This window comes from Phycisphaerales bacterium (assembly GCA_020852515.1).
In the GTDB taxonomy this organism is placed as follows: Bacteria; Planctomycetota; Phycisphaerae; order Phycisphaerales; family UBA5793; genus UBA5793.
The window spans coordinates 98,986-114,852 of record JADZAS010000009.1 but is presented as its reverse complement, the minus strand read 5'-3'; the positions used below and the strand labels follow the sequence as shown (position 1 = coordinate 114,852).

Annotated in this window: 22 protein-coding genes and 1 pseudogene; 20 read left to right on the top strand and 3 right to left on the bottom strand. The window is 64.4% G+C overall.

The window, feature by feature from the left end:
* The 20 genes and pseudogenes from IT430_04550 to IT430_04455 all read left to right on the top strand — a co-directional run.
* Positions 1-503 (top strand): hypothetical protein (locus IT430_04550; protein MCC6907191.1); only part of this gene is annotated, 503 nt, incomplete at its 5' end.
* A complete protein-coding gene (locus tag IT430_04545; protein MCC6907190.1) occupies positions 457-2,478 on the top strand; it encodes a hypothetical protein in 2,022 nt (673 codons plus the stop codon). The genes IT430_04550 and IT430_04545, both read left to right, overlap by 47 nt.
* Before the next feature lie 59 nt (positions 2,479-2,537).
* Positions 2,538-3,233 carry a DUF2190 family protein gene (locus IT430_04540; GenBank protein ID MCC6907189.1) on the top strand — a complete coding sequence of 232 codons (696 nt, stop codon included), beginning with the start codon at positions 2,538-2,540 and terminating at the stop codon, positions 3,231-3,233.
* Positions 3,234-3,239: 6 nt separating this feature from the next.
* The gene (locus tag IT430_04535) at positions 3,240-3,623 is read left to right on the top strand and encodes a hypothetical protein (GenBank protein MCC6907188.1); all 384 of its coding nucleotides are present in this window, start codon (positions 3,240-3,242) and stop codon (positions 3,621-3,623) included.
* Entirely contained in the window at positions 3,623-3,856 is a 234-nt protein-coding gene (locus tag IT430_04530; protein ID MCC6907187.1) for a hypothetical protein, read from the top strand. The genes IT430_04535 and IT430_04530 overlap by 1 nt, the downstream gene beginning before the upstream one ends.
* A complete protein-coding gene (locus IT430_04525; GenBank protein MCC6907186.1) occupies positions 3,856-4,281 on the top strand; it encodes a hypothetical protein in 426 nt (141 codons plus the stop codon). Before IT430_04530 ends, IT430_04525 begins: the two co-directional genes overlap by 1 nt.
* An 18-nt stretch (positions 4,282-4,299) precedes the next feature.
* Positions 4,300-4,731: a hypothetical protein gene (locus IT430_04520; protein ID MCC6907185.1), complete on the top strand. Its 432-nt coding sequence runs from the start codon at positions 4,300-4,302 to the stop codon at positions 4,729-4,731.
* Entirely contained in the window at positions 4,731-5,333 is a 603-nt protein-coding gene (locus tag IT430_04515) for a hypothetical protein (protein ID MCC6907184.1), read from the top strand. The genes IT430_04520 and IT430_04515 overlap by 1 nt, the downstream gene beginning before the upstream one ends.
* A 28-nt stretch (positions 5,334-5,361) precedes the next feature.
* Positions 5,362-5,505, top strand: coding sequence for a hypothetical protein (locus tag IT430_04510; protein ID MCC6907183.1), 144 nt, complete (start codon positions 5,362-5,364; stop codon positions 5,503-5,505).
* A gap of 1 nt (position 5,506) precedes the next feature.
* Complete coding sequence (locus IT430_04505; GenBank protein ID MCC6907182.1) at positions 5,507-5,671, top strand: hypothetical protein; 165 nt, start codon at positions 5,507-5,509, stop codon at positions 5,669-5,671.
* Positions 5,643-6,137, top strand: coding sequence for a hypothetical protein (locus IT430_04500; protein MCC6907181.1), 495 nt, complete (start codon positions 5,643-5,645; stop codon positions 6,135-6,137). Before IT430_04505 ends, IT430_04500 begins: the two co-directional genes overlap by 29 nt.
* A gap of 68 nt (positions 6,138-6,205) precedes the next feature.
* The gene (locus IT430_04495; GenBank protein MCC6907180.1) at positions 6,206-6,376 is read left to right on the top strand and encodes a hypothetical protein; all 171 of its coding nucleotides are present in this window, start codon (positions 6,206-6,208) and stop codon (positions 6,374-6,376) included.
* Complete coding sequence (locus IT430_04490) at positions 6,373-6,810, top strand: hypothetical protein (protein ID MCC6907179.1); 438 nt, start codon at positions 6,373-6,375, stop codon at positions 6,808-6,810. Before IT430_04495 ends, IT430_04490 begins: the two co-directional genes overlap by 4 nt.
* Positions 6,811-6,813: 3 nt before the next feature.
* Positions 6,814-9,153, top strand: a complete 2,340-nt coding sequence (locus tag IT430_04485) for a phage tail tape measure protein (protein MCC6907178.1) — start codon at positions 6,814-6,816, stop codon at positions 9,151-9,153.
* Entirely contained in the window at positions 9,150-9,956 is an 807-nt protein-coding gene (locus IT430_04480; GenBank protein MCC6907177.1) for a hypothetical protein, read from the top strand. Before IT430_04485 ends, IT430_04480 begins: the two co-directional genes overlap by 4 nt.
* Positions 9,953-10,747 carry a hypothetical protein gene (locus tag IT430_04475; GenBank protein MCC6907176.1) on the top strand — a complete coding sequence of 265 codons (795 nt, stop codon included), beginning with the start codon at positions 9,953-9,955 and terminating at the stop codon, positions 10,745-10,747. Before IT430_04480 ends, IT430_04475 begins: the two co-directional genes overlap by 4 nt.
* A 64-nt stretch (positions 10,748-10,811) precedes the next feature.
* Positions 10,812-11,768 (top strand): hypothetical protein, encoded by a 957-nt coding sequence (locus IT430_04470; protein MCC6907175.1) that lies wholly within the window; start codon positions 10,812-10,814, stop codon positions 11,766-11,768.
* Positions 11,769-12,079: 311 nt separating this feature from the next.
* Positions 12,080-12,250: pseudogene (locus IT430_04465) on the top strand (transposase).
* 68 nt (positions 12,251-12,318) lie between these two features.
* On the top strand, positions 12,319-12,876 hold the full coding sequence (locus IT430_04460) for a transposase family protein (GenBank protein MCC6907174.1): 558 nt from the start codon (positions 12,319-12,321) through the stop codon (positions 12,874-12,876).
* 114 nt (positions 12,877-12,990) lie between these two features.
* Positions 12,991-13,419 carry a hypothetical protein gene (locus tag IT430_04455; GenBank protein ID MCC6907173.1) on the top strand — a complete coding sequence of 143 codons (429 nt, stop codon included), beginning with the start codon at positions 12,991-12,993 and terminating at the stop codon, positions 13,417-13,419.
* A 54-nt stretch (positions 13,420-13,473) separates the two neighbouring features.
* Here IT430_04455 and IT430_04450 read toward each other — a convergent pair whose 3' ends face one another.
* The 3 genes from IT430_04450 to IT430_04440 form a co-directional block, all read right to left on the bottom strand.
* The gene (locus tag IT430_04450; GenBank protein ID MCC6907172.1) at positions 13,474-14,214 is read right to left on the bottom strand and encodes a hypothetical protein; all 741 of its coding nucleotides are present in this window, start codon (positions 14,212-14,214) and stop codon (positions 13,474-13,476) included.
* Positions 14,215-14,248: 34 nt separating this feature from the next.
* Positions 14,249-14,686: a DNA starvation/stationary phase protection protein gene (locus IT430_04445; GenBank protein ID MCC6907171.1), complete on the bottom strand. Its 438-nt coding sequence runs from the start codon at positions 14,684-14,686 to the stop codon at positions 14,249-14,251.
* 519 nt (positions 14,687-15,205) lie between these two features.
* On the bottom strand, positions 15,206-15,766 hold the full coding sequence (locus tag IT430_04440) for a DUF2179 domain-containing protein (GenBank protein ID MCC6907170.1): 561 nt from the start codon (positions 15,764-15,766) through the stop codon (positions 15,206-15,208).
* Positions 15,767-15,867: the final 101 nt, after the last annotated feature.

Below are 15,867 nucleotides of genomic sequence, written 5' to 3'. Positions count from 1 at the left end.
TGCCCTTCAACGTCGCGGCCGGGAACTCCAGCGGGTACAACTACGCCTCCGGCCGGCTCGACCACCAGACCTACTACAAATCCATCCGCGTCGAGCAGAACCACCTCCAGACGGCGGTCCTCGATCGCATTCTCCGCGCGTGGCTCGATGAGGCAGTCCTCGTCGAGGGGCTATTGCCCCAGTCGATGCGGGCCATCGGCGTCGCCACGCCGCACACGTGGTTCTGGGATGGGATGGAGCACGTCGATCCCGCCAAGGAAGCCACGGCGCAGGCCACGCGACTGGCCAACCACACGACCACACTCGCGACCGAGTTCGCCCGGCAGGGGCGGGACTGGGAAGAGGAACTGCGCCAGCGGGCGCGTGAAGTCGCACTCATGAAGGAACTGGGGCTGACTCCGGCGCAGGCACAGCCGCGCGCGGCCGACCCCGACGAGACAGACAAGGAAGAGGACGATGGCCAGAACGAAAGCGCCAACGCAGTCAGCCGCATCGCCGCCTGAGAGCACGACTCCCGGATCGATCGAGATCACTGCCTCTGCACAGATCGATGTCGAGGCCGCGGCCGGCGAAGGAACCACGGCGCTGCCTCGATTCAAAATGGTGGCCTACACCGGCGGTGCCATGCGTGTCACCGCGTGGCGGCATCCCGTCATTCTCGATCTGGCGGGGTTGAACATTCCATCGCAACAGCGGCCGATCCGATTCAGCCACGATCCCGGCTCGGGCGTGGGCCACACCGACGCGATCCGCATCGAGCAGGGGCAACTCATCGCCTCGGGCCTCGTCTCGCGCGACACACCCACGGCGCGTGAGATCGTGACCTCCTCGAAGAACGGGTTCCCCTGGCAGGCGTCGGTGGGCGCATCGGTCGAGGAGTTCGAGTTCATCCGCGAAGGGCAGAAGGTGCTCGTCAACGGCCAGGAGTTCGCCGGGCCGGTCAACGTGGTCCGCAAGGCGACGCTCGGCGAAATCAGTTTCGTGGACCTCGGGGCGGATGGAAAGACCAGTGTGAACGTCGCGGCGATCGCTGCGACTCAGGAGAACATCATGGACGGTGAGAACAAGGACAACGGCACCCCCACGACCGCGAGCAACAACGGCACGGTGACGCCAGCCAAACCGGAGTCGCAGGCGGATGCATCGAATGCCAACGCCAGCGCCGTGGGGGACATCCGCGCACAGGCGGTCGCCGAAACGACGCGCATCTCCGCAGTCCGCCGGCTCTGCGCCGGCCAGCACGATGAGATCGAAGCCAAGGCGATTCGTGAGGGCTGGGATTCCACGCGCACCGAACTCGAAATCCTCCGCGCCAGCCGGCCCAAGGCCCCGGCGATCCACGTGCACGACCAGAATGTGAGCACGCAGGTGCTCGAAGCCGCGTGCATGCTCACCGCCGGGCTCGATGAACCTGAGAAGCACTGCCAGGAGCAGGCGCTCGACCTGGCTGCCAGGCGATTTCGCGGCGGCATCGGTCTTCAGGAACTGCTGCTTGAAGCCGCGTGGGCGAACGGATACAGCGGCCGCAACTTCCGCGACAGCCGCAATGTCCTCAAGTTCGCCTTCAACCCGGGCATCGAGGCGGGTTTGAGCACCATCGACATCGGCGGCATCCTGAGCAATGTCGCCAACAAGTTCCTCCTCGAGGGATTCCTCTCCGTCGAGCGAACCTGGCGGAACATCACTGCGGTGCGCAACGTCAGCGACTTCAAGACCGTCACGTCGTACCGGCTCGTGGGCAAGGACCAGTACGAGATCGTGGCGCCCGGCGGTGAACTCAAGCACGGCACCCTCGGTGAAGAGCAGTACACCAACAAGGCCGACACTTACGGCCTGCTGCTCGCGATTGATCGCCGCGACATCATCAATGATGACCTCGGCGCCATCACCACGGTGCCGCGCAAGTTGGGTCGCGGAAGCGGCCTGAAGATCAACGATGTCTTCTGGACGATCTTCCTGGCCAACAGCGACTTCTTCAAGGTCGGCAACAAGAACTTCATCAGCGGCGCCGACACGGCCCTGAGCATTGACGGTCTGACCAAGGCCGAGGTCGCCTTCATGGACCAGGTCGATGGGGACGGCAAGCCCATCGGCATCATGCCCTCGATCATGCTCGTGCCCACGGCGCTCAGCGCCGTCGGCACGCAGCTGTTCAAGAGCATGGAACTGCGTGACACCACGGCAAGCACAAAGTACCCCGTGTCCAACCCGCACCAAGGCAAGTTCCGCGTCGAGGTGAGCCGGTACCTGAGCAACGCCTCGTACACGGGCAACTCCGCCAAGGCGTGGTACCTGCTCGCGGACCCTGCTGATCTGCCGGTCATCGAGGTCGCGTTCCTCAATGGACAGGAGTCGCCGACGATCGAGACCGCCGAAGCCGACTTCAACGTGCTGGGCATCCAGATGCGCGGCTATCACGATTTCGGATGCGCGTTGCAGGATCCGCGTGGTGGGACCAAGAGTAAGGGCGAAGTGTGATCGGCACTGGAATCTGAGTGATCAGTTCTCCGCCGCACACGTGATTCAGGAGTTTCGACATGACACAGGCAACATTCGTCTCACCCGGCAACGCCATCGACTACACCCCCGGCAGCGCCGTGGCGGCCGGCCAGGTGGTGGTGCAGAGCACACTGCCGGGCTTTGCTCGCACACCCATCGCGGCAAATGCGCTGGGGTCCCTGGGCGTGGCGGGCATCTACGACATCGTCAAGGTGACCGGCGCGATCGGCGCAGGCATCGCGGTCTACTGGGATGCCAATGGCGATCCCGTCGGTGGCACGGCCGGAACCGGCGCTTTGACGACCACTTCGACGGGCAACACCTACCTCGGCAAGACCGTACGGGCCGCAGCGGACACCGATGCCACGGCGCGCGTGCTCGTCGATCACTCCGTCATTGGGCTCCAGAGCACGCTGACGGGCGCGATTCCCGATCCCGGCGACGCCGGTGCCATTCCCGTCGCGCAGTCGGGCTATGTGCCCATCGTGACTGGCGGCTCGGAGACGCGCACACTGGCGATCCCGACCTTTGTCGGGCAGGAACTGCTCCTGTTCATCAAGACCGACGGCGGCACCTGCGTGATCACTGTGGCCGCGGCGATCAACCAGACCGGCAACAACACCATCACGATGGCGGAAGTGAACGACTCGATCCGCCTGCACGCGATCGACAACGACGGCACCCTCGCCTGGCGCGTGGTGTGCAATGACGGCGCGGCCCTCTCCACGGTGTAATGCATCATGACCGATTTGCTCAGCCAGGGACTGTCATGGCTCGAAGATCAGCGTCACCAGCACCTGACGCGGATGGTGACGTACCAGCGCGGCGGCAGCGAGGTGGAACTGCCGGCGACGATCGGCCGCACCGTCTTCGAACAGGACGACCACGTGGGCGGGCTCACGCGCATCGAATCGCGGGACTTCCTTATCCGCGCCGTCGATCTCGTCCTCGCCGCTGAAACCACACTGCCCCAGCCCGGCGATCGCATCATCGAGACCGATGCCGTCGCCACGTACACCTACGAGGTGATGGCGCCGGGCAGTGAGCCGCCATGGCGCTACAGCGATGTGAATCGTCTGACGCTTCGCATCCACACCAAGCACGTGGCGACGGAGGTGCTCTGATGGCTGGCAGCCGGGACAATCTCTCGCGCTGGGCGGGGCCGATTCTCACAGCCCTCGTCGCCGGCGCGGCTCTCACGGTCCAGTGGGGCGTCATCACGACCAAACTCGATCACGTCGAGAAGCGCCTCGATGAACTCATCCTCGAAGCGCGCTCACTGCGCACCGAGTACAAAGAGATCGAGCGGCGGCTGTCCTACCTCGAAGGCCGGTCCAACGGGAGGAGCGGGCCATAATGGGCAGCACGGTCCTGACCATCGCGGATGCTGTGGTGGCGAGCCTGAACGGGGCCTCGTTCTCGATGCCTTTCACCGCCCAGCGCCTCCTCGTGCCGAGCCTCGGACTCGAAGACCTGGCGAACCTGCATGTGACGGTCGTGCCGCGGACGGTGACGCGGACCGCCTCGGGCCGGCGCGATTCCTGGCTGGACTGCACCATCGACGTGGGCGTGCAGAAGAAGGTGGCCAGTGATCCGGATGCCGACGCATTGATCGCGCTGGTTGAAGAGATCACCGAGCACCTCAGTCACCAACGGCTGGCAGGCGCGCCCGAGGCTGCGTGGATGGGCACGACCACCGATCCGCTCATCTCCCCCGAGCATCTCGATCAGCAGCGCGCATTCACCAGTGTCGTGTCGGTTACCTACAGGGTGAGGACGTAGACGAAAGGACCGTGACCCATGGGCTTCAAACTCGGCATGGAGGCCGTCCTCAACTACAAGGTGGACGGCCAGGGCGCCGGCGGAGCGTGGCTCGAGCTGACCAATGTCCGCGATGTGACGCTCAATCTCGAAGCGGCCGAGGCGGATCTGACCACGCGGGCGAATGCGGGCTGGCGCGCCAATGTCGCCACACTCAAGTCCGCGACCATCGAATTCGAGATGGTGTGGGATACCGCCGACGCCGGCTTCACGGCCATCCGCAACGCCTACCTCAATAACGCCATCTTGGGCTTCCAGGTCCTCGATGACACTGGTGGCGAGGGATTGCAGGCCGACTTCATGATCAGTTCCTTCAGTCGCAGCGAACCACTCGAGGAAGGCATCACCGTCTCGGTGACGGCCAAGGTCGCCTACTCGGCCACGCCGCCCTCGTGGATCGGAGGTGCGTGATGCCCAGCAGTACCCTGTCACTTTCCGGTGAGATCGGCGGCGCGCCGCTGGGGGCCACGCTTCAGCGCACCGCCGACGGCTCCATCCGCCAGGGGCCGATCACGCTGCCCGCCGCCGAGGCCGGGACGCTCTCGACGCGCAGCACCGACACCACGGGGGTGCTCACCATCGCAGGAAGCACGCTGCAGATCGGCGATGTCATCGACATCTACTGGGATGGCGGCAGGCGTTACGACGTGGATGTGGATGGCGTGGCCGGCGACGATATCACATTCTCGGGCGGAGCCGGCGATGTGCTGCCGGCGCAGGACACTGCGGTGACAGCCGCTGAGCAGGTGGCGATCGCGCTGGCGTTTACCGGCGATGAACTCGTCGCCATCGGCGCCAAACTCGGAGAGCGCGGCCACCTGAGCGTGCGCGACACCGGCGTGACGGCGCTGTCGATCGACCTCGTGAAGAACGAGACGTGGTTCTGGCTCGACGGCCAGCAGATCGTCAATCCGCTCGCGGGCGACTCGGTCGATGGGCTGACGGCGAGCAACGCATCGTCGTCGGCGACGGCGGTTCTGAACCTCGGCGTGCTCTACGACTCGACGCCGTGAGCAGGAGGACGCACCAATGGGATGCTGGATGTACACCATCCTGGCCTGCTGGATTGTCTGGCTGCTGGCGCTCTGGTGCGGCCGCCAATTCCGCGCCACGTTCCCCGTCATCGATCCGCAGCTCTTCAAGCAGCCAGGCGAGCGGGCCGGAGATCCGGAAACAGGAGTCTGACATGATCATGTACTGGGTGGGTGGAATCGTCTTCCTTTGGCTGATCTGGGTGTGGGCGGACTGGAAATACCAGCAGGCCCGCGCAGCGCGTCGGGCTCAGGAGAACGGGCCGACCGAGCAATCAGGAGATGCCGCCGGTGAAAATGTTCAAGGACAACACGGGTAACGAGTGGACGGTCGAGATCAACATCGCGGCGCTGAAGCGCATCCGCTCCCTCACCGGCACCGACCTGCTCGAAGTGATCAGCGGCGGCGACCTGCTCGAACGCCTCATGCGCGACCCGGTTCTGCTGTGCGACATCATCTACGCGCTGGTGAAGCCGCAGGCGGATGAGAAGCGCATCAGCGACGAAGCCTTCGGCGCCGCGATGGCCGGCGACGCCATCGACGCCGCCACGGCGGCATTGCTCGATGAACTGGTGGCTTTCTGCCCCAGCCCGAGGGACCGGGCCAACCTCGGGCGGGTGCTTCTGATGGTCCGCCGCGCGATGGACAAGGCGCGCGACGTGGTCGAGGCCCGTCTGGAAGGCGGCGAGATCGAACGGATCGTGGACGAAGCGCTGAAGGCGGCGACCTCTGGCAACTCATCTGGCGCTGCGCCGGCATCCTCGGCCTCGATCCCGCCGACCTGACGCTGCGCGACCTGCTCGCGATGGCCGAGCAAAGGCAGCGTGACGAGTGGGCTCGGGTCTCATCGATCATGGCCCTCATCGCCAACACCCAGCGCAGCGCCAAACACCAGCGGGCGTTCCGGCCCAGCGACTTCGATCCGTTCGCCCTCCAGGGCGGCGTCATGAAGGCGGATGTGTCGGTACTGAAGGAAGTGTTCATTGAGGGAGGGGTGCCGAAGCCGGCCCGGGAATCACCATGATCGATCTGCGCATCAAGCAGTTGTTCTTCGACCGGCCAAAGGTGAGGCGGGCCGTCGATGCCGCGCGCCGCCGGGTGCTCAGCAAGGCGGGCGCCTTCATCCGCCAGACGGCGCGCACGAGCATCCGCAAACGCAAGGGTACGAGCAAGCCGGGAGCGCCGCCCCACTCGCACGTCGGCCTGCTGCGGCGCTTCATCCTCTTCGGCTACGACAAGCAGAGCGACTCGGTGGTCATCGGCCCCGTGGGATTCAAGGCCTCGGCCGCGCCGCGCGTGCTCGAACGCGGCGGCACGGCGACCGTCACCCGCCGCCGGCGCGGCAGGCGCAGCGAGCGCCGCGTGCGCATCGCCGCCCGCCCCTACATGCAGCCGGCGCTGGAGAAGGAGCGGCCCAAATTCCCCGAACTCTGGCGCAACAGTGTGAGGGGGACCTGAGCAATGGCCACCACCCAGGGCATCCGCGCCGGAAAGGCCTTCGTCGAGATCGGCGGCGACGACTCGCGCCTGCTCCGCGCCCTGCGGCGCGCCCAGGTGCGTCTCAAGGCCTTCGGCGACGGTGTGCGGTCAGTCGGCCAGCGTCTCGTCGCCACCGCGGCCGTCATCGGCACGCCCTTCGCGCTGAGCAGCATCGCCTTCGCCACCTTCGAGCAGAGCATGGCCCGCGTCCGCGCCCTGACCAACGCCAATGAGAAGGACTTCAAGCGTCTCTCGGATGAAGCCAAGCGCCTCGGCGAGACGACGGTGTTCTCGGCGAGCCAGGCCGCGGATGCGATGGGATTCTTCGCGCTGGCGGGTTTCAGCGTCGAGCAGATCCTCAAGTCCATCGGCCCGACACTCAATCTCGCCGCGGCGGGCCAGCTCGAGATCGCCCAGTCCGCCGACATCGCCGCCAAGATCATGGCCGGCATGGGGATCGAAGCCGATCACCTCGGCGAGGCAGTGGATGTGCTCACCAAGGCCATGACCACCGCCAACACCGATCTGCTCCAACTGGGCGACGCCATGAAGTTCGTCGGCCCGATCGCCAAGAGCGCAGGCATCGCCTTCGAGGAGATCGTCGCGGCCATTCAGCTGCTCTCCAACGCCGGCATCCAGGGCGAGATGGCGGGCACGACTCTGCGCGGGGCGATCCTGGCGCTGACGAGCCCGAGCAAGGAAGCGGCGGACACGCTCAAGGAACTGGGTGTGAACGTGCTCGACGCACAGGGCAACGTCCGGCCGCTGGCGGCCATCATCGATGATCTGAATCGCGCCATGGAGGGCATGGGCTCGGGCAAGCGACTCGAAATCCTCGGCCGGGTCTTCCAGGCCCGGCAGGCGGCCGGCGTGGCTGAACTCCTCTCGCAGGGCGCCGACAACCTCCGCGACTACCAGAACGCCTTGCAGGGCGCGACCGGCACGGCCGAGCGCATCGCCGGCGTTCAACTCAACACCCTCAAGGGTCAGGCGATCATTCTCAAGAGCGCCCTCGAAGGTCTGGGCATCGCCGTAGGCGAATCGATCGTGGCGCCTCTGCGCATTGCCACGCACCTGATTACTCGCGTCACGACCGCGATCGCGGAGTGGGTGCGCGAGAACCGGATGCTTGTCGTCGTCGCCGCGGGATCGGTCGCCGTGCTCGGCGCTGTCGGCGTGGCGCTGGTGCTGGTGGGCGCCAGTGCGCAGGCCGCGGCATTCGTGCTCGGCGGGTTGGTCTCGGTGATTACAGCAGTGAAAGTCGCATTCGCTGCCGCGGCCGCGATCATCGGCGCCGTCATCTCGCCCATCGGCCTGCTCATCGCCGCCGTCGCAGTGCTCGGCGGAACCGTCATCGCATGGTCCGGCGCGGGTGGCAAGGCCTTGCAGTGGCTGCGTGATCGGTTCGGCGAACTGAGCACATTCGTCGGCGCCGTGGTCGCCGGTATCCGCGATGCACTCGCCGCCGGTGACATCGCACTGGCCGCCCGCGCGCTGTGGGCTGGCCTGCGCGTCGCGTGGGAACAGGGCATCCAGCCCCTGCGCCAGGCGTGGATCGGCTTCAGCGCCGGCTTCCAGAAGGCCGCGATCATCGCCTTCTCCGGCGTTCGAAAGGCATGGATCGAGGTGCGCGACTGGTTCGAACGCAACTTCCCGGATTTCACCGCGGGCATCGCCAAAGGCTGGGCCAATCTCGCCGCGGGCGTGCAGCGCATCTGGGCCCGGGTGACGAACTGGCTCGCCGACCGGTTCACTGAAGTCATGGGCCTGCTCGATGAGACGCTCGATGTCGAAGGGGCCAAGGCGCTCAATCGCCGGGAACTGGATGCCGATCTCGCGGGGATCGAATCGCAGCGCAAGGACGCGCTCGCCGAGGCGGAGCGCCGCCGCGGTCGCAGCGATGCCCAGCGCGAGCAGGAGAAGGAGGCGGCGCTCAATGCCGTCGATGCCCAGCGCGCCGAGGCCCTGGCTGATCTCGACGAGCAGACGGCCGAGCGCGTGCGCCAGGCTGAGGAAGCACTGGCCCGCACGAAACAGGAACTGGCGCAGGCGGTCGAGACGGCGCGGCAGCGGCGCGAAGAGGCGCTGACCAGCGGACAGGATCCCGCATCGACTGCTTTGCAGCGCCTGGCTGACCTGGGCGATCAACTCGATCTGCTCGCCAGTCGCGTCAGTGTCCGCGGCACCTTCGACGCCTCGGCCGTGCGCGGCCTCGCCGCCGGCGATGACAGTGCCGAGCGCACAGCGCGCGCCACCGAACAGACGGCCCGCCACACCAAGCGCCTCGTCGAGGCTTCAAACAAGGGATTGGCCTTCGGATGAGCACGGAAGTTCAGGAACGCGGGATCAGTCGAACGACCAGCAGCGGCCGGAGTCCATCGACCGAGCGCCTCTACTGGGTGCGCGGCACGAGTGATGACCTCGAGGCGCTGGCGGCGCTCGAAGCCGAGGTTCCATCCTTCTATGGCGGACTGCCCCTCTATCAGGTGCGTGTCGAGGAGGCCGGGCCCGATCTCTATGACGGGGCTGTCATTTATCAGGTCGATTCATCCACTGATCCGCCCGACACGGGCGAGAGCACCTTCACCTTCGAGACCGGCGGCGGCAGTGAGCACATCACCCAGTCATCGGCCACCATCGCTTCATACGCCCCGCCCGGAAAGACCGCGCCGGACTTCAAGGGGGCGATTGGCGTCACCGCCGACAGTGTCGAGGGTGTGGAGATCGTGGTGCCGGTCTACCAGTTCACTGAGACGCATTATCTCGACGACAGTCTAGTGACGCCCGTATATAAAGGTACGCTCTTCGCCCTCACCGGCCGGGTCAATAATGCGGCTTTCAAGGGCTTCAACGCCGGTGAGTGCCTCTTCCTGGGCGTCTCAGGCTCCAAACGCGGCCAGGGCGACTGGGAACTGACGTTTCGCTTCGCCTCTCGGCCGAACCGCACTGGCCTGAGCATCGGCGACATCACCGGCATCGACAAAAAGGGCTGGGAGTACCTCTGGGTGCGTTATGCCGAGGTTGAGGACGCGACCGCCGGCGCGCTGGTGAAGCGGCCTGTCGCGGTCTACGTCGAGCGAGTTTATGACAGCAGCGACTTCACTGGGCTGGAGATCGGAACATGAGCGGCGATTCCCTGCGCAAGGTGAAATCCGGCGATCCGCTGCGTATCCCCGCGGGGGCGTACAACGCGTTCGTCGATGCGGCCATCGATCTGCGCCAGCGCCAGCATGAGGAATCCCGCGAACCCCAGCGCCTGCAGCGGGACAACGATGTCATCCTCGTTCTCAACTCCACCGCTTCGACCGTGAATCGCTTCGGCGTGCTCGCGATCACCGATCCGATCATCGCCCCCACTGACGCTCTTGAACTCGAACGTGTCGCGTTCACTGGCGTTGTGCCGGCGGCCGAGCACGCGGGCAAGTTCGCAATCCTGCTTGAGACTGCCTCGCCCGGGGCCATCGTCCGCGCCGCAATGGGCGGAGTCGTTCCCGTGAAGATCGGCATGGCCGATCCGAACCACGAGTTCGCGGATGTGTCGCCGGGGTTCACCGACCGATTGCTCAGCGGCGACAGCGGCGCGGCGCAGATCCTGTGGGTCGAGAGTTCGATCAGCACGACGCGCCAGGCGATTGTCCGATTGCCTGCCGGTGGCGCGGCCGTCTGTCTCGCCAGCGCGAGCGGCCTGGCCTTCGACGCGAATGGCTGTCTCAAAATCGACACCACCGTCAACAGCACCGTGCAACTCACCCTCGTCACAGGCGTCACGCACGCCATCGTCGGCAACGTCCTGCGCATCACGGCCCAGCGATCGATCATCACCCTCTCGCGCAATGTGGCCGGCGCGGTCATCGGCGTCGGCGCCACGCCCACCACCGATCAGACCAGCGACGTGAATCTGGAGAGTTGTCCGTGACTCGTTGTGCGCAATCGAACGGAGTCGAACTCACTTGTGGTGAGCGACCGAAGGGAGTCGAACCATGCCCCTTATCCTCGGCCCATCCGGCAACACGCTGCTGCTCGGTTCGTCCGGCCTGCCCGCGACGAGCACGCGATGCTGCTGCTGCAAAGAGGGCGCCGACTGCCCCCACTGCCTGTGCTGCGAGTGCTGGGTCTGTGGCGACGGGATCAAACACGCGCTACCCACCGCAGGCTGCCACAACGCCAGTGGCAAGGCCTGTCTGACCGTGACGCTCAGCGGCCTGACGTTCGTGACGAACTGCCGCACGTTCCGCAACAACAACTGCGTGGCCGCGCCGGGCACGTGGGCATCGTACAAGTACCTCTCCGCCGCGATGCCCGATCTGGTGCTGCCGTTCAACTGGAACGACGGCGCGCACACGCCGATTCGCGATCCCGACCTGCCGTGCGCTGAGATCGCCCCCGGCACGGTCTGCCGCCAGTGGCACATGTGCGTCGTCCTGCCCGACACCGGCATCGACGCCACGCAGTACGTCAACGCCAACTGCACCGGCACGAGCAACACGTTCAGCGTGCTCATCACCAGCGCCGTGCTCGACTACCAGGTCGTCGGCACCACGCGCCGTTTCATCCTGTGGGTCACGGCCCTGCCCGGTGGCGGCATCCCCATTCCGATCTTCTTCGGTGTCGCCAGTTTCGACGCCCGCCAGTGCGCGAATTACTCGACATGGCCGCTGGTCATCACAAATGGGCTGAGCAGCACTGCCTGTCTCTGCGGTGGATCCGGCACGGCGATGCACCCCGCCGCGACGGGTGGCACGGCGACATTGACGATGGCGTGCGATACGGATTGCAGTGGCTTCGAACCTGGGCTCGGGCTGGCGTCAATCGAAGCGTCTGGTCCGCGAATTGCGCCGCATCGGCAAGTGGATGTAACCGCACTGGACATGGCCGACGCTCGCGAGGAACGCCTGCGCGGATGCACGAGATGCCAAAGTCAGCGAACATCAACGTGAGCGTAAAGGAACAGGATACCATCGATGCCGACACGAGGAGTAATCTTGTCGGTGCCCGATCGTTGCCGCGAGACGAGCGATTCGTGCCGAATCGAGGACTCACTGGGAGACGCTCGCTCGAATGTCAGTCAGCCTGCGATCGCGGGACATTGAACTCCCGTGAGTGCCTTCCTACCCGGAAGAAGACAGGACGCATCCGCGACGATTCGCAGCTTTGTATTCCAAGTTTGTCTCTCGACTCTTTGATGGTTGGAACTGTGAGATGATCAGGTGCTACAACTCGAGTGCGGAGAAAACACTGACGTCACTGCGCCGCGCTACGGCGGCTAAAGGCTCAGAGCGGGAGCGACTATGGGTATAGAAGGATCACGGCATTGCCGCACGATGAGACGTGGAAGGTGAATCACAAGCGGGTGGAACGGATCTGGCGCAGTGCAGGCCTGAAGGTACCCCGCAGGCACCCAATTCGCGGGCGATTGTGATTCAATGACACGGCCCGTGCGTGCGACTGCGACCCGAGCACCAGGACCACGTCTGGGCGTACGACTTCGTGCAGACCAAGATCCACGACGGCCGCGCCTTCAAGATGCTGACCATCGTGGCTGAGTTTACGCGTGAGTGCTTGGGAATCGACGTGGCACGCCGGATCACCAGCGATGAGGTGTTCGAGCGTCTGGCGTGGCTGCTGGTAATCCGGAGCGTGCCGAACCACATCCGATCGGACAATGGGCCCGAGTGCATGGCAAAGGTGGTGCGATCCTGGCTCAGCCGTGTCGGAGTGAAGACCTTGTTCATCGAGCCAGGCAGCCCGTCACAGAACGGGTATATGGAGAGCTTCAATGGCAAGCTACGTGATGAGCTGCTCAACGGGGAGATCTTCTATACTCTGAGAGAGGCCAAAGTGCTCATCGAAGGCTGGCGTCAGCACTACAACCGGGTGCGGCCGCACACCAGCCTGGGCGACCGGCCGCCGGCGCCGGAGGCGAAAATGATGGGGACGCAGCGAGAACTGGAGATGAGGTCAGCGGTGGGCATCGAGGCGTCCGCAGAGGCGTGCTCCGCTGCGCTGCGCCCGCCGGTGCGGGGAGCGCCGAGCTCTCTACACTAACTTGAAGGTGGTATGAATCGTGGGGGCAGGTCAAAGCTGCGGCGGCGATCGTTGAGCCGCCTCTTGCGACGTGGCTTTGTCACCCTGGCCATCGGCGTAGCATTCCTGGCGGCCGTGTTCGGGCTCTCGCGTTTCATCGGCTGGATGCTCGGCGACGGGCCTCTCCCGACGCTCCTGCGCGAGGGTTCGCTAATCGTGGGCTGGGTGGCGATGTGGCGACCGATCGAGATCTTCCTGGACGACTGGTGGCCGATCGTGCGTGTGCGGCGGCTCTATGAAAAGTTGAGCCGACTGGATGTCCGCCTCGTCGGCCCCGGCCCGTTGATCTCAGCCGTGGATGGCAGGGCGGGCAATCCGGCGGGCGCGGCTGTGAGCATCATGGCGGCGAAAGCGATGGCGCGGTGGGAGAACGAGGGCGGCAGTACCAATCCGCGCGGTCCCGATGGGATCGATGACGGCGAAGAACGCAATGAATGTCGCTACAGAGTCAATCATCGAGTGACTCAAGTGTCTGGTCGTTGGGCTGAACTGGGCACTGAATAGGCGAGGAGCCCTTTGGACGACTCGCAGTCGAGAAGGCGGGGGAGTCAGCGAGCCTTACTTTGGCGCGTCAAGACTTCGAACCCAAGGACGGCCGCGGAACAGACGAGGGTTCCGTTCAAGAAATTTCTCGATCCACACATCGAGGATCGAATGCGCGTTGCGTTTCATGTTCCACCATCCAAAACCGCTCACGATGGCGGCGCCCGACGCATCGACGATCAGGTCCCACATCGTATCTGTCAGGCCGGAAGGGTCGCCGAGCATGGGCTTCTGCATGGTGGTTCCGAAGACCTGATCCATGGCAAACTCGAATACCTCCCAAAGTGTGCCGCCGGTGACTGCGAAAGCGAAGGCAAAGAGGGCGACAAATCTCGGACGCATATGGAGGTCGATACGCCTGCTCTCGTTGAGCACATAGACGAGCAGGAAACCAACGACGCCGAGCAACAGACCGGACGTTGCATGAAGGGCGACATCCCACCACCACAATCGCGCGTAGTAGCTGCGGAACTCGCCCAGAAAGAGCGCGGCAAACACGAACAGAATCGCGAAAACGTCGTACTCCGGAGGTATCCGAACGGGCAGGCGGCGACCAAGGAGCATGGGTGCCGCTGTGATGGCCATGACCGCGAGCAGCCAGACGCTGCTCGCCCATAGGTTCTCGAAAAGCAGATAGATCAACTCCGCGGCCATCACGGTCTGGAGAATCACCAAGAGTCCCAAGCGGATGCGCTTGGCTCTGACGTTCACAACCTCCGCAGAGGGCGGTACATGCGGTGTTGCCTGGTTCGTCATGAGGCACCACCAAAAAGGTGTCCTGCATACCGTGTCATCCGAGATAGCTCGTCAACATCCATACTGCCTTCTCGTGTACTTGGGTCCGTGCGATCATCATGTCCTCAGTTTCTGCATCCTTTGCCTCGGCAGCCATGTTACGCGCAGTCGCAAGATCGCTGAGCACCTTTCTATGATCCTCCACGAGGTGTGTCACCATCTCGTCAGCTGACGCATCCTCGGCGAGCTCCTTGATCCCGGCCATCTGCGCGAGTGTCCCGAGCCCTCCCGGCGCCAACCCGCCGATCGCTCGGATGCGTTCGGCAATCTCATCCACAGCTGCGAAGAGCTCGGTGTACTGCGCCTCAAATGCATCGTGCAGGGCAAAGAACGACCTGCCGCGAACGTTCCAGTGGCAGAGATGAAGCTGACCCATCAAGGCGTAGGTGCTCGCAACAGTCTGGCGGAGCGCGTCGATCACTTGCTGGTTCATTCTGTGTTCCTTATGTTGCTGGTGTGTCTACGCAACTCGCGATCGTGAGAGGGGCGGGGCAGGCACATCAGACGCACTGGGTTTGCCGGTTAACCTGCCCCGCCTGAAGTGAGGGCGCATTCTAGCGATCCCACTTGCTGGCGGTTTCGGGCTGCTTAACGCTCTTGATCACTCGGCAGTGCAGCAGACATGCGGGCACGTCCCGTTCGAGCAAATCACCCTTACGATACCCCACTAGAGCTGATCTGAAGTGGGTCAAGAATCGAGATCTGTCCAACGACCAAGTTCGCATTGTGGATCGACTGTCGCTCGTGTGTGCCGCGTGTGGACACTCGTACACCGAAAAGCTTCTCCACACGCTGGCTCAGCATCAAGCCGGCGTCTTGGCTGGAAGGCAACGGTTTCGGCTCCGATGCAGCACGACGGAGCTCGCAACATGAGGGCATTGTCCGCGAGGTGCGTCCGAGTGCGCCTCCTCGACGCGGAACCGTAAAGGACGTTTCGGCGAGCGGTGGCGCTTCAGCCACGATGTCCACATCGGGGTGGGTTAGCTGTTGTCAGCGACGGCCTCGCGATCGCAGCAGTATCCGCCACACGAATGTCGTCGATCGTGTAGAAGCAAGCCGGATCAACACTCCGTGCGGCGCGCACGACCTGAGGGGTCCGGGACCGACGCACCTGGACAAAGAGCATGGTCACTGCACCATCACGGCCGACACCCTCAAATCTGGTGACGCGGTACTTACTCCGGCGCAACTCCTCGAAGAGTTCCTCACCCTTCCGCGTAAACACACGAATCACCTGATCACCGAATGGAAGCAATCCCTGCAAACTCACGCCGATGTAGTTGCCGGTCGCAGCACCCAGCGCAAACGCGATGCCGTAGGCTGGTTCGGTGCCGATGTGGGTGATGACCTCGGCCACTACAAACACCCAGATCGACACCTCCATGAGTCCGAAGACCCAGGCCATGCCGCGGTGACCGCTGACTACTGCAATGGTCCGAATCGTTCCAAGAGACACATCCGCAATGCGAGCAATGACGATTATCAAGCAGCCGATCAACAGGTTCCAAGCCATGGCGGTTGTCCTCATATCGCTCCCGCAGGTTTGATCGTGGAGCGGGGAGCGATTGCGTGGTGGTTAGACGGATGATCTGTGGAGATCGTCCTGATTACGAG

What these genes read in the sequence shown, in the direction of transcription:
- IT430_04505 (MCC6907182.1), top strand. Translation starts at nt 5,507, where the DNA reads ATGATCATGTACTGGGTGGGTGGAATCGTCTTCCTTTGGCTGATCTGG.
- IT430_04515 (MCC6907184.1), top strand. Translation starts at nt 4,731, where the DNA reads ATGCCCAGCAGTACCCTGTCACTTTCCGGTGAGATCGGCGGCGCGCCG.
- IT430_04535 (MCC6907188.1), top strand. Translation starts at nt 3,240, where the DNA reads ATGACCGATTTGCTCAGCCAGGGACTGTCATGGCTCGAAGATCAGCGT.
- IT430_04540 (MCC6907189.1), top strand. Translation starts at nt 2,538, where the DNA reads ATGACACAGGCAACATTCGTCTCACCCGGCAACGCCATCGACTACACC.
- IT430_04520 (MCC6907185.1), top strand. Translation starts at nt 4,300, where the DNA reads ATGGGCTTCAAACTCGGCATGGAGGCCGTCCTCAACTACAAGGTGGAC.
- IT430_04480 (MCC6907177.1), top strand. Translation starts at nt 9,150, where the DNA reads ATGAGCACGGAAGTTCAGGAACGCGGGATCAGTCGAACGACCAGCAGC.
- IT430_04450 (MCC6907172.1), bottom strand. Translation starts at nt 14,214, where the DNA reads ATGACGAACCAGGCAACACCGCATGTACCGCCCTCTGCGGAGGTTGTG.
- IT430_04525 (MCC6907186.1), top strand. Translation starts at nt 3,856, where the DNA reads ATGGGCAGCACGGTCCTGACCATCGCGGATGCTGTGGTGGCGAGCCTG.
- IT430_04495 (MCC6907180.1), top strand. Translation starts at nt 6,206, where the DNA reads ATGGCCCTCATCGCCAACACCCAGCGCAGCGCCAAACACCAGCGGGCG.
- IT430_04510 (MCC6907183.1), top strand. Translation starts at nt 5,362, where the DNA reads ATGTACACCATCCTGGCCTGCTGGATTGTCTGGCTGCTGGCGCTCTGG.
- IT430_04440 (MCC6907170.1), bottom strand. Translation starts at nt 15,766, where the DNA reads ATGGCTTGGAACCTGTTGATCGGCTGCTTGATAATCGTCATTGCTCGC.
- IT430_04485 (MCC6907178.1), top strand. Translation starts at nt 6,814, where the DNA reads ATGGCCACCACCCAGGGCATCCGCGCCGGAAAGGCCTTCGTCGAGATC.
- IT430_04530 (MCC6907187.1), top strand. Translation starts at nt 3,623, where the DNA reads ATGGCTGGCAGCCGGGACAATCTCTCGCGCTGGGCGGGGCCGATTCTC.
- IT430_04545 (MCC6907190.1), top strand. Translation starts at nt 457, where the DNA reads ATGGCCAGAACGAAAGCGCCAACGCAGTCAGCCGCATCGCCGCCTGAG.
- IT430_04475 (MCC6907176.1), top strand. Translation starts at nt 9,953, where the DNA reads ATGAGCGGCGATTCCCTGCGCAAGGTGAAATCCGGCGATCCGCTGCGT.
- IT430_04445 (MCC6907171.1), bottom strand. Translation starts at nt 14,686, where the DNA reads ATGAACCAGCAAGTGATCGACGCGCTCCGCCAGACTGTTGCGAGCACC.
- IT430_04490 (MCC6907179.1), top strand. Translation starts at nt 6,373, where the DNA reads ATGATCGATCTGCGCATCAAGCAGTTGTTCTTCGACCGGCCAAAGGTG.
- IT430_04470 (MCC6907175.1), top strand. Translation starts at nt 10,812, where the DNA reads ATGCCCCTTATCCTCGGCCCATCCGGCAACACGCTGCTGCTCGGTTCG.